Genomic DNA, 17,479 nt, shown 5'->3' with positions numbered 1-17,479 from the left:
TTCAGACGCCTGCAGGCATGGCGGCGAGTCGCTTGCACTGACGGGCGACGCCGCTGAAGATTACGTCCGCCAGCTTGGCAGGAAAATCTTCTGGCAATTGCCTGCCGACTGCATCAAGCACGCCGTCAGTCGCCGCGATGACTTCTTCAATGATCTCTTCGGCCGCCGCAGCGCCGAGTCCCACCTGGGCTGCTTGCGCGCCCCAATGGCGGCGCTGGATTCTGTCGATCAGATAGTAGTTGCTGGTGCTGCGCACAGCCATCGCCAGCTTCAGACGCTGTGCCGCCATCTGGTTCGGCCCCGGACCGGTGATCGGATGCGCCGACAAAACATCGTACAAAGGCGTGGCGCAATAACTCCCCCCGGGCAGATGGGCGATGCTGAAATTCTTGGCATGGCCGTCGGTCGCCGCCAGCAACCAGAACACGATCTGCGTCTTGAAAAAATTGCGCTTGTCCTGCTGCGCCTTATCCGACCTGTCAAGCACATGGATGACGTCGGCAATGCCGGGGCCGCCATCCGCCTGATATTTGCGCAGGGACGGCGTTCCCGTTGCCTGGCACATGTCTTCCTGCGGCAGGCGAATGATCCAGCTGCCATCACTCGCCGGCTTGCGATCAAAACGCTCGACGATCAGCACCTTCTGATCTTCGAAACGGCCGATGTCGCAATGAGCGATCGGCAATTCATATGCGGCCATCAGTTTTGAACACAGCCATTCGTTCTCGACCGAGCTCTGCATGTCGGCGCGCCGGTTGCCGACCAGTCCCAGCGGCAGTTTGAAGATGTGTGTGGTCGGCGTACTCCCTTGCGGCAAATGCCATGCGCCCTCGTGATAAAGCAGCGCAGTCTTTTCCTGCGCGCCAGCGATGGACAGGCGCAGATCGTCGTGCTCGCCGGTCTGTCCGAGAATCGCGGCGCTCGTGGTGTTGCGCAGGAGATTCGCGACTTCCGCCTCGTCCAGAGGTCTGCCGGAAATGGAAAACAAATCCGTCGGCGCTACGTCCGGGGGCAAGAGCTGAATGGCGCCGACACAATCGCGGCCGAGTTCTGCCAGCAAAGAAAATGGATCGGTATTTTCTGCGTGATAACGCTGCGCCAGACGACGGCGAATCGCATCGTTGTCCGGCAAGAGATTGTCGAAGAAGGAAGAAACAAGCGCGCCGCGGTAGACCAAGTTATTTGGCGTGAACGGCAGCGAGAGCGACAGGGGCCGTCCTTCCTCCTGCTCCTGCCACTCTGGGAAATAGCTCAGGCGTTCCTCGTCCCGGGTCTTGTCCCAGGCAGCCACGCGAATGCCATTCATCCAGACGAAGAGTCGTTGCGTCAGCGTACGGCGACCCATGGTTACCAGACCTCTTTTTTAATGGCTGGCGAAGTGACGCGGCGCAGGGATTGCGGCTCTTTTGTTGTTGTCTTGAGTGTAGGTTTGCGCGTTGGCACTGCGGGCGAAGTGGTTACCGTGACGGCAGTTCCTGCCTGGCTTAACGCCATCTCCACGTTCAGTACGCTGAATACAGCGTGAAGACGCTCCATGCTGACCGAGGCCGGATTGGCTTCGAGCTTGGCATAATTCTGCTGGGACATGCCCAAGCGCTCCGCCAGCGCCGCTTGGGTCAGTCCTGCTTCCTTGCGAAAGCCTTGCAGGATCGGCCGAAGCTGACTGAGGGTTTTGATGGGATAGAGCATGCAGATCTCCATGGAGGTGAAGATTCATGCTACACCCTTTGAGTTGTAAATTGCAAATACAATATATAAGTTGTATATCAATAAAACAACTTAAAGATTGTTAATCCATTTTACTTGCCAACCGACATCTGCGGCTCATCCTTGTGCTTCTTGTCGGCCGCAGTCTTGTCGTGATGCGGCGGCTTGCTGTGGTCGAGCTTGCTCTCGGTGGAATCCTCGTATTCACGGTCGGGATTGACCGGCGCGTCGGCGGTGCCGGAGGATTGCGGAGCTTGCGGTCGATGTAGAACGGGGCGATCGGACATGACGGTTCCTCTCTTGATCATTGATGCTGGTGGACGCTACTGGCCGGGCTGGCCGTTGGATGCAGTGAGTCCGCCGTCAACCGGCATATTTACCCCGGTCACGAAGCCCGCATCCTCGCTGGCGAGGAAAGCGATCACGGCGGCGATTTCCTCCGGCTGGGCGCCGCGTCCTAGCGGAATGCGTTCGGCGAATTTCGCCATCAGCGCCTTGTTGTCAGCCATGTCCGCCGTCATGCCGGTATAGGTGAACGTCGGGCAGACCGCGTTGACGCGGATGCCCTTCCTGGCGAAGTCCAGCGCCAGCACGCGCGTGAGATTGACCAGCGCGCCCTTCGACGTGTTGTAGGCGCTCATGCCCCAGTCGCCGCCCAGGCCGGAGACCGAGGCGACGTTGACGATGCACCCGCGGGTCTTTTCCAGGTAGGGAATCGCTTCGCGCGCGCCATAGAACACGCTGTCGACATTGTTGGTCTGCACGCGATGCCAGTCATCCACGCTGACCTCCAGCACGTTGCCCGGCACGTGGATGCCGGCATCGTTGACGAGCACGTCAAGCTTGCCGAATTTTTCAATCGCGAAATCCACGAGGTCGCGCACCTGTTCCTGCACGCAGACGTCGGTCAGGCGCGCGGCGGTACGGTCCTGCGGCAGCTGCTCCAGCACCTCCTGCAGTTTTTCATGCTGGCGGTCGGCCAGCACGACCTTCGCACCTTCGCGGGAAAAGCGCTGTGCAGTCGCCTTGCCCATGCCGGATGCGGCGCCGGTGACGATTACTACCTTGTCTTCGAAACGATTCATGGCGGTCTCCAATGTGCGGTTACCGTGTGCCTCCTTTTGTGCAGGCGCAGGGGCGCCTTACCGCCAGCAGCGCCGCGGTGGGAAGAAGGGGATGAATGATCACTGTAGTCAAGCACACCGGCGCCCGGCATCGGACAGCGTCCCAAGCTGCTGTAGGAGGGGATGCAGTGTCATCCGATGTGTGACTGGTAACCCGACGTCTGATTCGACCCGCCGCACAAAGCAAAACGGCGACCCGCAGGCCGCCGTTTGCATTGACGCTGTTGCTTCCGCCGTGGGCGATTACCAGCCGTTCTGCGCAGCCGCCTTGCGATACGCCAGGCCTGCCAGCGCCACGTCTTCCAGACCGATGCCGATGGCCTTGTAGATCACGATGTCGCCTTCCTTGCGCTGATAGCCGATGCTGCCGTCGACGGCCTGGCCCAGCTCCCACACGTTGGCCCAGTCGAACGTGCCCGGCGCGCATTGCACCAGGTCGCCGGCTTCGACCTGCGCCTGCGGCTTCCACTCGACCACCAGGGCGGCGGCGCGCTTGATGGCGACGTCGTCCAGTTCGCGCACGTTGGCCTTGCTGGCACCGACGGCGGCGACGAAGGCGCCCGGCTTCAGCAAGTCCCCCGAAAACAGCGGCGTGGTCGCGCGCGTCACGGTCACCAGCACATCGGCCTGGCGCGCGGCTTCATCGATCTCCACCACGCGCGCCGGCACGCCGTAGGCGGCGGTGACTTCATCGGCCAGCTCCTGCTGTCCGGACACGCCGGCGATCAGGATTTCCTTGAACTTGCGCACCTGCAGCAACGCCGGGATGTGCGAACGCGCCTGCACGCCGGTGCCGATGACAGCCAGGGTTTCGACATCCTTGCGCGCCAGCGCATCGCAGGCCACGGCGGTCGCGGCGGCGGTGCGCAGGCCGGTCATGGTGTCGCCTTCGATGGTCGCCAGCGGCGCGCCGGTTTCCGTCGAGAACAGGGTGATGACGAATTTGAACGCGCCCTTGATGGTGGTGTAGACCTTGGCGCCGGCGATGCCCGCATCGGGAATCATCGCGCCCATCATCGACAGCATCACGCCGTTGGATGCGCTGGTGCGCACGCGCGCCTGCTGCGCGCCGCTGCCGGCTGCGGCGAAGGCTTCGCGCATGGCCTGGACGGCGTCGGCGGTGGTGACGAGTTCGCTGACTTGCTGGTTGGTGATGAGCTTCACGGTGGTCCTCTTCTAAACGTTGGTTGATGCAGAAACGAAATTCGGTTTTTTCTGTTTTGCTAGCGCACTGCGTGCGCAGCACGCAGGCAGGCCCAGATGCGGTCGAGATCGGGGCGGGCGTCGTCGATGCGGCGGTACACGCGGATGTCCATCTCGTCGCTCCACAGGCCGGTCGAGAGCGCCTCGTTGTCGTTGGGCGCAATCGCCAGCGTCAGCTTGCCCTCGGCCACTTCGCGCGTCACCGCGCTGGCCGGCAGCCAGGCCACGCCATGGCCTTCCAGCACCATGCTCTTGAGACCTTCGGCCAGGTCCGACTCGAAGCGGCGGAACACGTGCACCGGCCGCGGGCTGGCGCTGAGCTGCTTCTCGACGATGCGGCTCAGCGACGAATAGGAAGAGTAACTCAGGAACGGCACCGGTTCCGCCGCGGTACCCGGCAGCGCGTACTTCGGCACGCCCTTGGCCACCGCCTTGACGTAGGGGCGCAGCGGCTCCTTGCCGAGCGACAGCATGGCGTAGCGTTCGGCATCGAGATCAATGCCCTGCTGCGGATGGTGATAGCAGATCAGCAGGTCGCAATGGCGTTCGACCAGCGCCATCACGGCGTCGTGTACATTGGTCGCCTGCACCGTGGTCGCCATAGCGCCGGTGCACTTCTCGATTTCGGACAGCAGCTTGGGGTACAGCGTCAGCAGCAGCGTATGCGGCATGGCGAACTTGACGGTCGCCTGCGCGCCGGCCAGCTGGCCGCGCAGGATCAGGCGCGCCTGGGTCGACTGGTTGAGCATCTCGCGCGCGATCGGCACGAAGGATTCGCCCGCCGACGTCAGCGCGCAAGGGTAGGTGGAACGGTCGAACAGCTCGGCGCCGAGCCAGGTCTCCAGCGAGCGGATGCGGCGGCCGAAGGCCGGCTGCGTGACGTTGCGCAGCTTGGCCGAGCGGCTGAAGTTCAGCGTCTCGACCACCGAGAGGAAGTCTTCCACCCATTTGATTTCCATTTGTTCGCGCTCTTTGTCCTGAATTGCCGCCTGATAGGGCGAGGGTCCGGAGGTAGTCTATGGCCCTTGCAGGCCGCATACTTTCCGGCATGACACTATACAAATACGGCATAGGAAAGTCCCATGCCGTTTCGGCATTGCCATGGCGACAAGATTTTCAAGGCGGCCTCGCCTGCCGAGACTGGCGCTCCCCGCGTCGGCTCATGCACAATGGCGGCTCGCGCATCGTCGCACTGTCGCATCACCGCCTTACTACCCAGGAAATCGCATGCAAGACCTCCACCAACTCATCGATGCCTCCAACGACCTCAGCGCCGCCGCCATGGCGATCCGGGCGCTGATCGTGTTCTGCTTCACGCTGATATTCCTGCGCATCGCCGGCCGCCGCTCGTTCGGCCAGCGCAGCGCCTTCGACCTGTGCATCACGGTCTTGCTGGGTGCGATCCTGAGCCGCGCCATCGTCGGCGCCTCGCCGCTGCCGCCCACGCTCGCCGCCGGCGCCGTGCTGGTGCTGCTGCACCGCCTGATCGGCGTGCTGGTCACGCGCTGGGCCTGGCTCGACGATCTCATCAGCGGCACTGAACGCGTGCTCGTCAAGGACGGCCGCAAAGATCCGCACCAGATGCGCGCCGGCCTCATCAGCGATCGCGACATCGACGTCGCCCTGCGCAAAAAAACCGACGGCGTCACGCTCGATCACGTAGCGCGCGCGGTGCTGGAGCGCAATGGCGAGATCACCATCACCCTGCGCGAAGCAAACACGCCGCCAGACCGGCTGCACTGATCCAGCCGGCGCAGGTGATTTACAATCGCCGTTCGCGTCAGTCCACAACACCATTGATCAATCCGCCACCGAACCCGATGACCAGCCCGACCATCCTGCAAGCCGCCGACCTGAGTTTCAGCTACCCCGACCATGAGGTGTTCAAGGATCTCTCGCTGGCGCTGCCCGCCGGCGTCACCATCATCCGCGGCGGCGACGGTCGCGGCAAGACCAGCCTGATCCGCGTGCTGGTCGGCGAACTCAAGGCAAGCGGCGGCCAGCTCGCCATCAACGGCATCCGCCTGGACCAGCAAGCCGCGCAATACAAACAGCAGGTCTATTACGTCGATCCGCGCACGGAGGCCTTTGACCAGTTGAGCGTGCCGGAGTATTTTGCATCGGTGAAAGCCCGCTTCCCCGCCTTCAACGACGCCGCGCTGCCGGAGTTGCTGGGAGGCCTGTCGCTGACGCCGCATGCGGAGAAGAAACTGTTCATGCTGTCGACCGGCAGCAAGCGCAAGGTCTATCTGGCAGGCGCATTCGCTGCCGGTGCGGCGGTGAACCTGCTGGATGATCCGTTCGCCAGCCTGGACAAGAGCTCGATCAACTTTGTGAGCGAGGTGCTGGCGGACTTTGCAGAGCAAAGTAAGCAGGTGTGGGTGGCGAGTTTTTATGAGACGCCGGCGGAGATCGCGGCCAATGAGGTTATCGACCTCGGCGACTGATTCTGGTGTTGAGTGCGCTTGAGTGGAAGCAGTACCGCTCGACATTTGCTCTGCGCCAACAACCTAGAAACAGGTACGCCAAGCTTCATTGGAGGTCGATAAGCCGGCAAGGACATTATGTCCTAGGGCTTTATGTCCAATGGCGATCGCTGTTTGCCTGACCTAGAATGAACCGACGTCGAAGGAGATGTCGCGCCGCGTCTTGAGGGAGTGTTCCTCACGACAAATAGTGTCAAGTAATCGCCTGGAAATACCCAAAATGCTGGACTGGACCCCTGTAGTTTTCGTCGCCTTCAAGGCACTCGTACTCGGCATCGGCATGTTCTACGCCATCAAGTGGCACTACGATCAAGGGAAGAAAGAGAAGGCGATGGAGAAGCGCGCATTGCTGCGCGCGAGCGGCAAGGTCGCCGTAGCCTTCACGCTGACGCTGCTAGGCCTGGGGATCGTCACCTTCGTCCTTGCCAGCAGGCTCGGTCTGGACTTGACCTTCCCATGACGGCAAAAGAACGGCCGGCCGATATCCGGTGATGCGGCGGCAATTCCCCGATGCGGCTATTGAGCGGCGTCGGCGCAATGAAAGACCCCGTCCTTTTTTCCCCGACAAGTAACATTGGCCGCGACACCTGATTGGTGTGCCGCGACCAGCATCAAAGCACGCAAGAATCCATCGGCTTGCATCCGTGTCAGCCCACTTCTTTATTCTGATCGGGACTTGCGAAGAAGCGTCCCGCGCTATCCTGGAATATTCGGCTCGACAAGATTGGCCAGCTGCAGGAGCGACTCCTGCCAGCCGAGATAGCACATCTCCACCGGAATCATTTCCGGAATCCCCGCCTGCGTAATACGCACTTCCGTGCCGGTCAACACCGGCTTCAGCTTCACCGTCACCATCAATTCGCCAGGCAGATTCGGATCGTCGAACTTGTCGGTATAGCGGATCAGTTCGCCCGGCACCAGCTCCTTGTATTCGCCGCCGAAAGAGTGGCCGTTGCCAGTGGTGAAATTCGAAAACGACATGCGGAAGGTGCCACCGACTTTGGCTTCCAGATGCTCCACGGTGCAGGTGAAGCCGTAGGGCGGAAGCCATTTGGCGAGAGCGGCTGCGTCGGTGAAGGCGCGGTAGATTTTTTCGGGGGTGGTGCGGAGGATGCGGTGTAACTCCACGGTTCCTGTTGGCATGGTATGTCTCCTTTGGGGTCGGCTTCTCTTAGGGGAAGTCTTTAAGTGTGTGAATGAGCAGAGATTGTATAAATCGTCGGCAACTTGGTGCGTCCGCTTGAGCCGCGGAGCTCATATTGTATGACAGCTAGATTCGGCGCAACAACGCATCAGATTGAGCGCCAATTCCCACAAGATGCGCATAGGCTACGTACGTGAATCAATCCTCCTCTGCTAATTTTCCATACATTTTCTTCAATTCATTTAGCTCAACGACAAGGCCTCTTGCCACTAAATCATCTTTCCGTAACTGCCATAAACGCCTCAAAGGCTCATTTTTCTCATCAGCGCGCGCATGATGAAGTAAGCGATGGCAATTCGCGCACAACGCAACAATGTTCTCTTCTACATCTAGACTGTGTGGGAACTGATCTTGCTTGCTGAACGGAATTAGATGATGTGCTTCCACATAAGTCATTCCTGTCTTCTTCCAGAGAAAAGAAGCGTGCACACCACGCCCTCCTGACAACGCACATACACCATTCGACATCGAAATTGCCCGCGCACTTACATTCGCCGAGCGTGAAAATACTTCGCGTCCTGATGACTTTACTTTAGGCGGAGGGGGTTGTGGCCCTTTAGTGGCCGGGGATTTGGGAACCGTCTTTACAGTTATCTCAACCGCTTTAACGAATTCGTCATTGGATATTTCTGTGTTGGCATCGACTAAGGAATGAGGAAATTTTGTCCATAACGTCTTATACGCCTGCAGCAGAATCTGGATGTCCTTTTCCAGCTCAACTTGCGAAGGGACTTTATCGACGAAGTATTCTTTCGCCCAAATTGAGCCGAACTCATATCCCGTTGAAAGCGTACCTTTGGTTCTCAAGTCAATGGGGCCTGTAGTAAAACCATCTGACACCGGGCCGAGCTCAAGTACTGCTTGTTGCGCACAATCTTGTAGCTTTCGATATGCGAGATCGACAGAACCGTAGCGAGTTTCAAAGGCGGTAAAGGCTTGATTCAGCGTCAAATACACAGAAGACATGTCCTCTGAAAATAGCAGGACGATGTAGTAACCCTCTAGCGCTGATTTCGTGATGGAGCGCTTGAAGATTGCTACCCAAGGGACGTGGGCAAAGGTGCGATTTGGCTCGCCGATTGAGCCCTTAGTAAGCCATTCGCTAGAGGCATATCCAGCGCTCTCTGTACACTCTAGAAAGAATCTTGGGATACTTTTCCGTATGGCCTCAACAAGGGCTGGTATCTCAACATTTCGTGGAACGCGCCCATATTTTTCTTTTGCCGGCAGATATTCTGCGAAAACCGTTTTTAGTTCTATCATTTGTCGTTTTTATCTGGTCTAGGATGCCAGGTCTTATTTGACTAAAAATCAAATAATTACGACAAATAATACGTAAATTCACCATATCGTGCACAACCGTGTAATCATCCCAACGACTTACATATGATCGTTCAATGGACAGATTTTTATCCCCCCGTGTTTGTCCTTTGCTCGCAGAATTAATAATCAAATCTCGTCAGGTGCCATGAAAGATAACAAGACTAAAGCGGACGATAAACTAGAACAGCTGAAGCAGCTGATTCATGAGACCTCGCTAAGAGACATAAATGAAGCTGAAACGCGACACAAAGTCATTGACTTCATCATTCATGACTTTCTTTCGTGGCCAAAAAATCGAGTGGCAGTTGAAGAATTCATTGCACCTGGCTTCGCGGACTATGTACTGAAAAAAACGAACGGCGAGGATTTACTTTTTATCGAAGCAAAAAGAGCTGGCATTTTCTTTGAATTACCGATTGCGCATACTGTCGACGAGACATCCTGCTACATATCAATCGCCAAGCTGTTAAGCGATGTAAATATTAAAGCAGCGATGCAGCAGGTAAGAACCTACTGCTTTGATAGTGGTTGTGAATACGCATGCATCACCAATGGATTCGAGTGGATTTTTTTCAAAACTTTTGAGAAAGGGAAACGCTGGGAATCACTGCAAGCATTCGTGGTACGAAATCTAACGTTCTTCGAGAAAGAATTCACAAAGGCGATTAATAATCTCTCCTTCATCGCTATTACTGAACGCGTCTCTCTACCATCGCTCCTTAGCAGTGCTCCACCAAAAGATAGAAACGTCTACTATCCCAAAGAGAAAATATCTTCCTACTCACACACAATTACTGCAAACCGACTGGCCACGAAGCTTCGGCCAATTGTTAATCAATACTTTGGTGTGATTAAAGATGATGACACTGAGTTCATGGAACGCTGCTACGTTTCTCAGAGGGAATATGTTGGCGCATCCGACGGCATGAGGACTCTGATCCATGATTCTCTGTCCCCTTTCTTCGAGTCGTATGGGGTTCAGCAACTCGAAGATACTGGGAAAGGTGGTCGCCTAGGCGGACGATTGACCAAAAACCTGAAGCAGAATCGCAAGGGCGAGGTACTCGTCTTATTTGGAGGAAAAGGTGCTGGTAAATCGACATTCATAAAACGGCTTTTGCATCATAACGCCCCGCGCTGGCTGAGAGAGCATTCCGTTATCGCAATCATTGATCTGCTTAAAGTACCAGAAGACATAGCTTTAATCAGATCTGCTATCTGGAAAAATCTCGTTAAGCAGCTAGATAAGGAAGACTTGCTGGAGGCAGATCGAGCAACGTTAACTGAGGGCTTATTCTCTGATCGCTTCAAGACGGCAACCAAACAGGATCTTGCTGGACTTAATACTGCGTCCGAAGCATATAACGTCAAACTGAATTCTTTGATCGCGGCTTGGAAGCAGGACTTGTCATATTGCACCGAACGGCTAGTCGAGCATCTGGCAACCCAAGAGCGTGGCGCTATCGTCGTTATCGACAACACTGATCAATACTCAACCGAAGTTCAAGATTTTTGTTTCTCTTCGGCGCAGGAGATATCTGAACAGTTGAAATGCGTGACACTTATATCAATGCGCGAGGAGAGATTTTTTGACTCCAAAATTCACGGGGTACTCGATGCATTCCAGAATTCCGGCTTCCATATCAGCTCCCCACGTCCGACGGAGGTATTTAAAAAACGACTTGACTATACCGTCGCCATGCTAGGAAAGCGGGAATACGAGGAAAACAAAGGAACCGGTCAAGTGGCTACAGAGTTCATCCGAGACAGCGCAACTTACCTAAGTATCTTGAGTAGAGAATTCTCGAGCGATAGTTCACCACTCAATAATTTCCTAACTGCCTGCGCTCATGGAGATATTCGTCTTTCCCTAGATTTATTCAGAAGCTTCTTATTATCGGGCTATACAAACGTTGATGAGATGATCGCAAATCGTGCTTGGAAATTTCAAATTCATCAGGTTATAAAACCAGTGATGATTCCTAATCGTTATTTCTACGAAGAATCATTGAGTGACATTCCGAACATCTATCAACTGAGGGCAACTCGTCATGGATCCCATTTCACTGCTTTACGAATTTTAAGGAAGCTAGCAAATGGAGTTGATCCCACGGCACCATCTTATTTCGCAACCGCTGAATTGCGGGCCTATTTTGCTGAGACGTTTAGCATGCAAGATGACTTCGAACAGAATCTAGACGTTTTACTTCGTCACGGTTTTGTAGAAGCAGACAATCGACTGGACTCCTATTCTGAGTCAGTTGATCGCATCAAGATAACCAACTACGGCTTGTATATGTTTGGAGATCTTGCGTACTACTTCACGTATCTAGACTTAATATGTACCGACTGCGGAATTTTTAGCGAAGAGACCAGTAACTATCTTACAGAAGCTGCGCGGAAAGAATATCAGTTCTTTAACCGAGGGGAGCGCGTAGAACGCGTAAAGGTTCGGCTAGAGCGCGTGGAGAAATTCATTGAATACATAAAGCAAGAAGAGCTTAGAGAAAGAGAGATGTACTCATTAGGCATGCCGGAAGATGAGATGTTTTCTTCAAAGGCAGAAACAAGCTTCCACGATGAGAAAGACCGCGTGCTAAGAAGCGCAAAAAGACAAAGCAAGCAACTTGCTCGTCGTCCGAATGGTGCGGCGTGAGTTAGAAGGTGATGAGCTATTAAAAAATGGCCGATTCGTTCTTTACAGAGTGACGATTTCTTCAGTTAGTATGACTCCCTAATGTATCTTTTGACCGAACTGAATCAGTTATCTGCCTCGTATAGAGGCGACGTATTTGAGGCGTAAGATCGAATGACAAAAAAAGAGAGCCGCGTCGGCTCTCTTTTTTCATTTACGATGACTATTCGTTTTCACGGGAGTGAGAATTTTTTCAACAAGAATCAAACATCAATATTCCCAGCCTGCAGCGCATTCAACTCAATAAACGCCCTGCGCGGTTCCACGTCATCCCCCATCAGCGTCATGAAAATCTGATCCGCGGCGATCGCGTCTTCGATTTGCACTTTGAGCAGGCGGCGGACGGTTGGGTCCATCGTGGTTTCCCACAGCTGTTCCGGATTCATTTCACCCAGACCTTTGTAGCGCTGCTTGCTGACGCCGCGTTCGGCTTCGTCGCGTAGCCATGCCATGGCCTGGTGGAAGTCGCTGATGGCGCTTTCCTTGATCTTGTCGCCGGTGCCGCGGCGGATCAGTGCGCCGCGTCCGATGAGGCCGCGGAAGGTTGCGGCTGCATTGGCCAGCACCTGGTAGTCGGGGCCGTTGACGAAGTCGGTGTCGATGGCGGTGACCTTGATGTTGCCGTGGTACATGCGCTGGATGCGCAGGATGTGCTTGTCGGTCAGTTCGTCGGAGCGGACGATGACGTCGATGCCCGGTTCGTTGATGGCGGCCTTGAGTGCGGCGGCGGATTGCTCGGCTTCTGCGGCGGTGTTCAGTTGCAGCGTGACGCCGGTCATGATGGCCGACAGCGCGGTGGCGTCGATCATGCGCGTCAGGCGCATGATGATGGCGTTGGCGGTGTTGTACTGACGGACCAGTTCGGTCAGCGGGGCGCCGCTGATCGGTGCTGCACCTTCGCTTGGGACGAGCTCGGCGTCGTTGAGCGCGATCTGCATCATGTAGTGCGCTTCTTCGACGTCATCCTTGAGGTAGCGCTCGTCCTTGCCGGCCTTGACCTTGTAGAGCGGCGGCTGGGCGATGTAGATGTGGCCGCGCTCGACCAGTTGCGGCATCTGGCGATAGAACAGCGTGAGCAGCAGCGTGCGGATGTGGGCGCCGTCGACGTCCGCATCGGTCATGATGATGATGCGGTGGTAGCGCAGCTTGTCGGCGTTGAATTCGTCCGGGCCGATGCTGGTGCCGAGGGTGGCGATGAGCGTCGTGATCTGCTCGGAGGAGAGCATCTTTTCGAAGCGGGCTTTTTCGACGTTGAGGACCTTGCCGCGCAGCGGCAGGATGGCCTGGAATTTACGGTCGCGGCCTTGCTTGGCCGAGCCGCCCGCGGAGTCGCCCTCGACGATGTAGAGTTCGCACAGCGCCGGATCCTTTTCCTGGCAGTCGGCCAGTTTGGCGGAGAGGCCGAGGCCGTCCATGACGCCTTTGCGGCGCGTCAGTTCGCGCGCCTTGCGAGCTGCTTCGCGCGCACGGGCTGCTTCGACGATCTTGCCGCAAATGATCTTGGCGTCGTTGGGGCGCTCTTGCAGGAAGTCGGTGAGGGTCTTGGCGACGATTTCTTCGACCGGGCCGCGCACTTCGGAGGAGACCAGCTTGTCCTTGGTCTGCGAGCTGAACTTCGGCTCGGGGACCTTGACGGAGAGGACGCAGGTGAGGCCTTCGCGCATGTCGTCGCCGGAGACTTCGACCTTGGCCTTCTTGGCGAAGTCGTTTTCTTCGATGTACTTGTTGATGACGCGGGTCATCGCGGCGCGCAGGCCGGTCAGGTGGGTGCCGCCGTCGCGTTGCGGGATGTTGTTGGTGAAGCAGAGCACCTGTTCGTTGTAGGCGTCGTTCCATTGCATGGAGACGTCGACGCTGATGTTGGTGTTCTGGTCCGACATGCGCTCGCCGGTGGCCTGGAAGATGGTCGGGTTGAGGATGCTCTTGTTCTTGTTGATGTATTCGACGAAGCCGCGGGTGCCGCCTTCGAAGGCGAAGTCTTCTTCCTTGCCGGTGCGCTGGTCGGTCAGCTTGATGTGCACGCCGTTGTTGAGGAAGGACAGTTCGCGGATGCGCTTGGCCAGGATTTCGTAGTGGAACTCGACGTGGGTGAAGATTTCTTCGTCGGCCCAGAAATGGACTTCGGTGCCGCGCTTGTCGGTGTCGCCGAGCACTTTGATCGGGGAGACCTGGACGCCGTCGATGACTTCGATCTGGCGGTCTTGCGGGATGCCGCGCACGAATTCCATGCCGTACATCTTGCCGTCGCGGCGGATGGTCAGGCGCAGCAGTTTGGACAGGCCGTTGACGCAGGACACGCCCACGCCGTGCAGGCCGCCGGAGACCTTGTAGGAGTTCTGGTCGAACTTACCGCCGGCGTGCAGCTCGGTCATGACGATTTCAGCGGCGGAGCGCTTGGGCTCGTGCTTGTCGTCCATCTTGAGGCCGGTCGGGATGCCGCGACCGTTGTCGGTGACGGAGATCGAGTTGTCGGAGTGGATGGTGACGTGGATTTCGGTGCAGTGGCCGGCGAGCGCTTCGTCGATGGAGTTGTCCAGCACTTCGAACACGAGGTGGTGCAGGCCGGTGCCGTCAGAGGTGTCGCCGATGTACATGCCGGGGCGTTTGCGGACGGCTTCCAAACCTTCCAGAATCTGGATGGAGGAGGCTCCATATTGATTTTGTTGCGGTTGAACGGTGTTGTCTGCTGGGACTTGGGACATGGCTACCTTCTGAAAAAACTAACGGAACTGCCTGACTGACTGCTAAGGAAATACGCTGGTGATACCGTGAAAATCGCGGTGAAAATCATGCTGAAACTGGTGGAACCCGATGCAAAATCGATGCAAAACCGAATTCCTGAAAGTGGCGAAGGGCCGTGTATGCACGGCCCCTCGTCTACTTTCGGCTAACTGAAATCAAATGCGCATCGGCATGACGACGTATTTGAAATCGGCATTGTCGGGAATGGTGATCAATGCGGAGGAGTTGGCGTCGCCCAGGGCGATGTTGACGAAGTCGCCCTTGAGGTTGTTCAAGACGTCGAGCAGGTAGGTGACGTTGAAACCGATGTCGACGCTGTCGCCGCCGTAGTCGATTTCGAGTTCTTCAACCGCTTCTTCCTGGTCGGCGTTGGTGGAGCTGATCTTCAGGCTGCCGGGAGCAATCACCCAGCGCACGCCCTTGAACTTGTCGCTGGTCATGATCGCTGCGCGTTGCAGCGAGCGCAGCAGCTGTTCGCGGCCGATGGTGAAGTTGTTCTTGTAGCCCTTCGGCACCACGCGGGTGTAGTCGGGGAACTTGCCTTCGACCAGCTTGGAAATGAGTTCGATGTCGGCGAACGTCAGCTTGACCTGGTTGTTGGCGATCTCGAGCTGGACCGGATCGTCGTTTTCTTCCAGCAGGCGCTGCAGTTCGATGATGGTCTTGCGCGGGATGATGACTTCCTGGCGCGGGAACTCCTGCTCGGTGGCGACCTGGCAGAACGCCAGACGGTGGCCGTCGGTGGCGACCGCGATCACGTTCTTGCCTTCGACGACCAGCAGCAGGCCGTTGAGGTAATAGCGGATGTCTTGCTGCGCCATCGAGAAGTGGACCATGTTGAACAGGTGCTTCAGGGTCTTTTGCGGCAGCGTGACTTGCGCGTTGTAGTGCTCGGCCTGGGCGACGGTCGGGAATTCTTCCGCGGCCAGGGTCTGCAGCGCGAAGCGCGACTTGCCGGACTGAACCGTGAGGCGCTTGTTGGACAGGGTGACGGTCACTTCGCCCGAGTCGGGCAGGGCGCGCAGGATGTCGAGCAGTTTGCGCGCGGCGACGGTGGTGGCGGTGACATCGCTGCCGGAGCCGACTTCGGCGTGCGTGGTGATCTGCACTTCAATGTCGGTGGACAGGAAAGACACCTTTTCGCCGTCCTTGCGAATGAGGATATTGGCCAGAATCGGCAATGTGTGCCGACGCTCGACAATACCGCTCACTATTTGCAGTGGCCGGAGAAGCGTATCTCGTTGGGTTTTGACCAATTGCATAGTCTTTTTATCCTTGTTGATAATGGTTTAAAGGATGCTGAAAGCCGCTTTCAAATTCTGTCTGCAATCCGGCATGGTCAACCGTTTGCGCCCAGTTTTGCCGGAGTTTCCGCAAATGCCCTGCAATTTGAAAACGGCTTCGTTGCGTTTGCGCCGATGCCATCCTCACTTACGGTTCGCCGTATTTCGGGCAGTGTCGAAGTGACAACAAAAACACTGCCAGGGCAAACCGGACCAACTCTCCCATTGTATCAAATCAACCCTTGTTCAAGCAGCAAATTGGGTCTTTCGGCTTAACCTTTCAGGGTCTGCTCGAGCACGTGCAGCTCGTGGTTGCATTCCGGGTTTTTGGCGCGGTCGGCGGAGATCTTGCGCACCGCGTGCAGCACGGTGGTGTGGTCGCGGCCGCCGAACAGGTCGCCGATTTCCGGCAGGCTCTTTTGCGTCAGTTCCTTGGCCAGGTACATGGCGATCTGGCGCGGCCGGGCGATATTGGCCGGGCGCTTCTTGGAATACATGTCGGCGACTTTGATGTTGAAGAAGTCGGCGACGGTTTTCTGGATGTTTTCGACGGAGATCTGGCGGTTTTGGACGGACAAGAGGTCTTTTAATGCATCTTTGACGACATCGATGGTGATGTCCTTGCCGTGGAAGCGCGAGTAGGCCAGGATCTTGCGCAGCGCGCCTTCGAGCTCACGCACGTTGGAGCGCAGGTGCTTGGCGACGAAGAAGGCGACGTCATCGGACAGCACCACGCCTTCCAGGGTGGCCTTTTTCATCAGGATGGCGACGCGCATTTCCAGCTCGGGCGGCTCGATGGCGACCGTCAGGCCGGAATCGAAGCGCGAGATCAGGCGGTCGTCCATGCCGCTGATTTCCTTGGGATAGGTATCGCTGGTGATGATGATCTGCTTTTTGGCGGCGATCAGGGCTTCAAAGGCGTAGAAGAATTCTTCCTGGGTGCGGCTCTTGCCGCCGAAGAACTGGATATCGTCGATCAGCAGCAGATCGAGCGAGTGGTAATAGCGCTTGAAATCATCGAAGCCCTTGCGCTGGTAGGCCGTCACCACGTCGCGCACGTATTGCTCGGCGTGGATGTAGCGGATCTTGGCGCCGGGATTGTCGGCCAGCACCTGGTTGCCGATCGCGTGGATGACGTGGGTCTTGCCGAGGCCGACGCCGCCGTACAGGAACAGCGGGTTGTAGGACACGCCGGGATTGTTGGCGACCTGCGTCGCGGCAGCGCGCGCGAGCTGGTTGGCTTTGCCGGTGACAAGGTTGTCGAAGGTCAGCACCGAGTTGATACGCGACAGTTCCTGGCGCGGCGCCACGTGCGGCGGCGGGGCCGGCTGCACGAGGGATTCCTGGATGCCGGTGGGGTAGCCGTCGAGCATGCTGCCGACGCGGTTGAGCGGGCCAGCGCCCTGGCCCTGACTCGGACCTTGGGGTGCGGCAGCCGCGGCGGCGCGACGTGCTTCGCCGACGCGCGGGTCGAGCACGAACTGGACTTCGATCTGGGTTTCCCAGTATTCCGAGGCGATGGTGGTGATGCGGCTGGCGAACTGGGTCTTGACCCAGTCAAGCTTGAAACGGTTCGGCGCGGCGATGCGCAGGCGACCATCTTCGTAATCAAGCGGTGCGAGGGGCTTGATCCATGCGCTGTATTGCTGCGGCGTCAACTCTTGCTCCAGCTTCGCGGAGCAAGCTTGCCAAAAATTTTCCATGAATCTTCT

16 protein-coding genes are annotated in these 17,479 nt (G+C 57.1%); 5 read left to right on the top strand and 11 right to left on the bottom strand.

The window, feature by feature from the left end; genetic code table 11:
* Position 1: 1 nt before the first annotated feature.
* The 6 genes from F506_RS00070 to F506_RS00045 form a co-directional block, all read right to left on the bottom strand.
* Entirely contained in the window at positions 2-1,345 is a 1,344-nt protein-coding gene (locus tag F506_RS00070; RefSeq protein ID WP_016836215.1) for a type II toxin-antitoxin system HipA family toxin, read from the bottom strand.
* A 2-nt stretch (positions 1,346-1,347) separates the two neighbouring features.
* Positions 1,348-1,689, bottom strand: coding sequence for a helix-turn-helix domain-containing protein (locus tag F506_RS22455; protein ID WP_083458183.1), 342 nt, complete (start codon positions 1,687-1,689; stop codon positions 1,348-1,350).
* A 110-nt stretch (positions 1,690-1,799) separates the two neighbouring features.
* Positions 1,800-1,994 carry a hypothetical protein gene (locus F506_RS00060; protein WP_016836213.1) on the bottom strand — a complete coding sequence of 65 codons (195 nt, stop codon included), beginning with the start codon at positions 1,992-1,994 and terminating at the stop codon, positions 1,800-1,802.
* 36 nt (positions 1,995-2,030) lie between these two features.
* Positions 2,031-2,792, bottom strand: a complete 762-nt coding sequence (locus tag F506_RS00055) for an SDR family NAD(P)-dependent oxidoreductase (protein WP_053194687.1) — start codon at positions 2,790-2,792, stop codon at positions 2,031-2,033.
* 282 nt (positions 2,793-3,074) lie between these two features.
* Positions 3,075-3,995 carry an ornithine cyclodeaminase family protein gene (locus F506_RS00050; protein ID WP_053194686.1) on the bottom strand — a complete coding sequence of 307 codons (921 nt, stop codon included), beginning with the start codon at positions 3,993-3,995 and terminating at the stop codon, positions 3,075-3,077.
* A 59-nt stretch (positions 3,996-4,054) separates the two neighbouring features.
* Positions 4,055-4,993 carry a LysR family transcriptional regulator gene (locus F506_RS00045; RefSeq protein ID WP_053194685.1) on the bottom strand — a complete coding sequence of 313 codons (939 nt, stop codon included), beginning with the start codon at positions 4,991-4,993 and terminating at the stop codon, positions 4,055-4,057.
* A gap of 268 nt (positions 4,994-5,261) precedes the next feature.
* Between F506_RS00045 and F506_RS00040 the strand changes: the two genes are divergently transcribed.
* The 3 genes from F506_RS00040 (at position 5,262) to F506_RS00030 (ending at position 6,980) form a co-directional block, all read left to right on the top strand.
* Complete coding sequence (locus tag F506_RS00040) at positions 5,262-5,777, top strand: DUF421 domain-containing protein (protein WP_053194684.1); 516 nt, start codon at positions 5,262-5,264, stop codon at positions 5,775-5,777.
* A 77-nt stretch (positions 5,778-5,854) separates the two neighbouring features.
* On the top strand, positions 5,855-6,481 hold the full coding sequence (locus F506_RS00035) for an ABC transporter ATP-binding protein (RefSeq protein ID WP_053194683.1): 627 nt from the start codon (positions 5,855-5,857) through the stop codon (positions 6,479-6,481).
* Positions 6,482-6,740: 259 nt separating this feature from the next.
* The gene (locus F506_RS00030; RefSeq protein ID WP_053194682.1) at positions 6,741-6,980 is read left to right on the top strand and encodes a hypothetical protein; all 240 of its coding nucleotides are present in this window, start codon (positions 6,741-6,743) and stop codon (positions 6,978-6,980) included.
* A 236-nt stretch (positions 6,981-7,216) separates the two neighbouring features.
* Here F506_RS00030 and F506_RS00025 read toward each other — a convergent pair whose 3' ends face one another.
* Together F506_RS00025 and F506_RS22450 are read right to left on the bottom strand one after the other, a co-directional pair.
* Positions 7,217-7,663: an SRPBCC family protein gene (locus tag F506_RS00025; protein ID WP_053194681.1), complete on the bottom strand. Its 447-nt coding sequence runs from the start codon at positions 7,661-7,663 to the stop codon at positions 7,217-7,219.
* Positions 7,664-7,862: 199 nt separating this feature from the next.
* The gene (locus F506_RS22450; RefSeq protein ID WP_083457478.1) at positions 7,863-8,987 is read right to left on the bottom strand and encodes an MrcB family domain-containing protein; all 1,125 of its coding nucleotides are present in this window, start codon (positions 8,985-8,987) and stop codon (positions 7,863-7,865) included.
* Positions 8,988-9,192: 205 nt separating this feature from the next.
* On the opposite strand from F506_RS22450, the gene F506_RS00020 reads away from it, so the two are divergent.
* On the top strand, positions 9,193-11,703 hold the full coding sequence (locus F506_RS00020) for an AAA family ATPase (protein WP_053194680.1): 2,511 nt from the start codon (positions 9,193-9,195) through the stop codon (positions 11,701-11,703).
* Between the two features lie 242 nt (positions 11,704-11,945).
* Here F506_RS00020 and gyrB read toward each other — a convergent pair whose 3' ends face one another.
* Complete coding sequence (gene gyrB / locus F506_RS00015) at positions 11,946-14,444, bottom strand: DNA topoisomerase (ATP-hydrolyzing) subunit B (RefSeq protein ID WP_053194679.1); 2,499 nt, start codon at positions 14,442-14,444, stop codon at positions 11,946-11,948.
* A gap of 195 nt (positions 14,445-14,639) precedes the next feature.
* On the bottom strand, positions 14,640-15,746 hold the full coding sequence (gene dnaN, locus F506_RS00010; RefSeq protein ID WP_053194678.1) for a DNA polymerase III subunit beta: 1,107 nt from the start codon (positions 15,744-15,746) through the stop codon (positions 14,640-14,642).
* Between dnaN and F506_RS22935 the strand changes: the two genes are divergently transcribed.
* Positions 15,669-16,043 carry a hypothetical protein gene (locus tag F506_RS22935; RefSeq protein WP_162490550.1) on the top strand — a complete coding sequence of 125 codons (375 nt, stop codon included), beginning with the start codon at positions 15,669-15,671 and terminating at the stop codon, positions 16,041-16,043. The genes dnaN and F506_RS22935 overlap by 78 nt on opposite strands.
* Here F506_RS22935 and dnaA read toward each other — a convergent pair.
* On the bottom strand, positions 16,040-17,470 hold the full coding sequence (dnaA, locus tag F506_RS00005; protein ID WP_053194677.1) for a chromosomal replication initiator protein DnaA: 1,431 nt from the start codon (positions 17,468-17,470) through the stop codon (positions 16,040-16,042). The genes F506_RS22935 and dnaA overlap by 4 nt on opposite strands.
* Positions 17,471-17,479: the final 9 nt, after the last annotated feature.

The sequence above is a fragment of the Herbaspirillum hiltneri N3 genome (assembly GCF_001267925.1).
GTDB classification, from domain to species: domain Bacteria; phylum Pseudomonadota; class Gammaproteobacteria; order Burkholderiales; family Burkholderiaceae_D; genus Herbaspirillum; species Herbaspirillum hiltneri.
This window is presented reverse-complemented; position numbering and strand designations above follow the sequence as displayed.

Bases quoted from the DNA above. Each gene is read 5' to 3' on its own strand.
- F506_RS22450 (WP_083457478.1), bottom strand. From the start codon at position 8,987: ATGATAGAACTAAAAACGGTTTTCGCAGAATATCTGCCGGCAAAAGAA.
- F506_RS00025 (WP_053194681.1), bottom strand. From the start codon at position 7,663: ATGCCAACAGGAACCGTGGAGTTACACCGCATCCTCCGCACCACCCCC.
- F506_RS00035 (WP_053194683.1), top strand. From the start codon at position 5,855: ATGACCAGCCCGACCATCCTGCAAGCCGCCGACCTGAGTTTCAGCTAC.
- F506_RS00045 (WP_053194685.1), bottom strand. From the start codon at position 4,993: ATGGAAATCAAATGGGTGGAAGACTTCCTCTCGGTGGTCGAGACGCTG.
- gyrB (WP_053194679.1), bottom strand. From the start codon at position 14,444: ATGTCCCAAGTCCCAGCAGACAACACCGTTCAACCGCAACAAAATCAA.
- F506_RS00020 (WP_053194680.1), top strand. From the start codon at position 9,193: ATGAAAGATAACAAGACTAAAGCGGACGATAAACTAGAACAGCTGAAG.
- F506_RS22455 (WP_083458183.1), bottom strand. From the start codon at position 1,689: ATGCTCTATCCCATCAAAACCCTCAGTCAGCTTCGGCCGATCCTGCAA.
- F506_RS00070 (WP_016836215.1), bottom strand. From the start codon at position 1,345: ATGGGTCGCCGTACGCTGACGCAACGACTCTTCGTCTGGATGAATGGC.
- F506_RS00040 (WP_053194684.1), top strand. From the start codon at position 5,262: ATGCAAGACCTCCACCAACTCATCGATGCCTCCAACGACCTCAGCGCC.
- dnaA (WP_053194677.1), bottom strand. From the start codon at position 17,470: ATGGAAAATTTTTGGCAAGCTTGCTCCGCGAAGCTGGAGCAAGAGTTG.
- F506_RS00030 (WP_053194682.1), top strand. From the start codon at position 6,741: ATGCTGGACTGGACCCCTGTAGTTTTCGTCGCCTTCAAGGCACTCGTA.
- F506_RS00060 (WP_016836213.1), bottom strand. From the start codon at position 1,994: ATGTCCGATCGCCCCGTTCTACATCGACCGCAAGCTCCGCAATCCTCC.
- F506_RS00055 (WP_053194687.1), bottom strand. From the start codon at position 2,792: ATGAATCGTTTCGAAGACAAGGTAGTAATCGTCACCGGCGCCGCATCC.
- dnaN (WP_053194678.1), bottom strand. From the start codon at position 15,746: ATGCAATTGGTCAAAACCCAACGAGATACGCTTCTCCGGCCACTGCAA.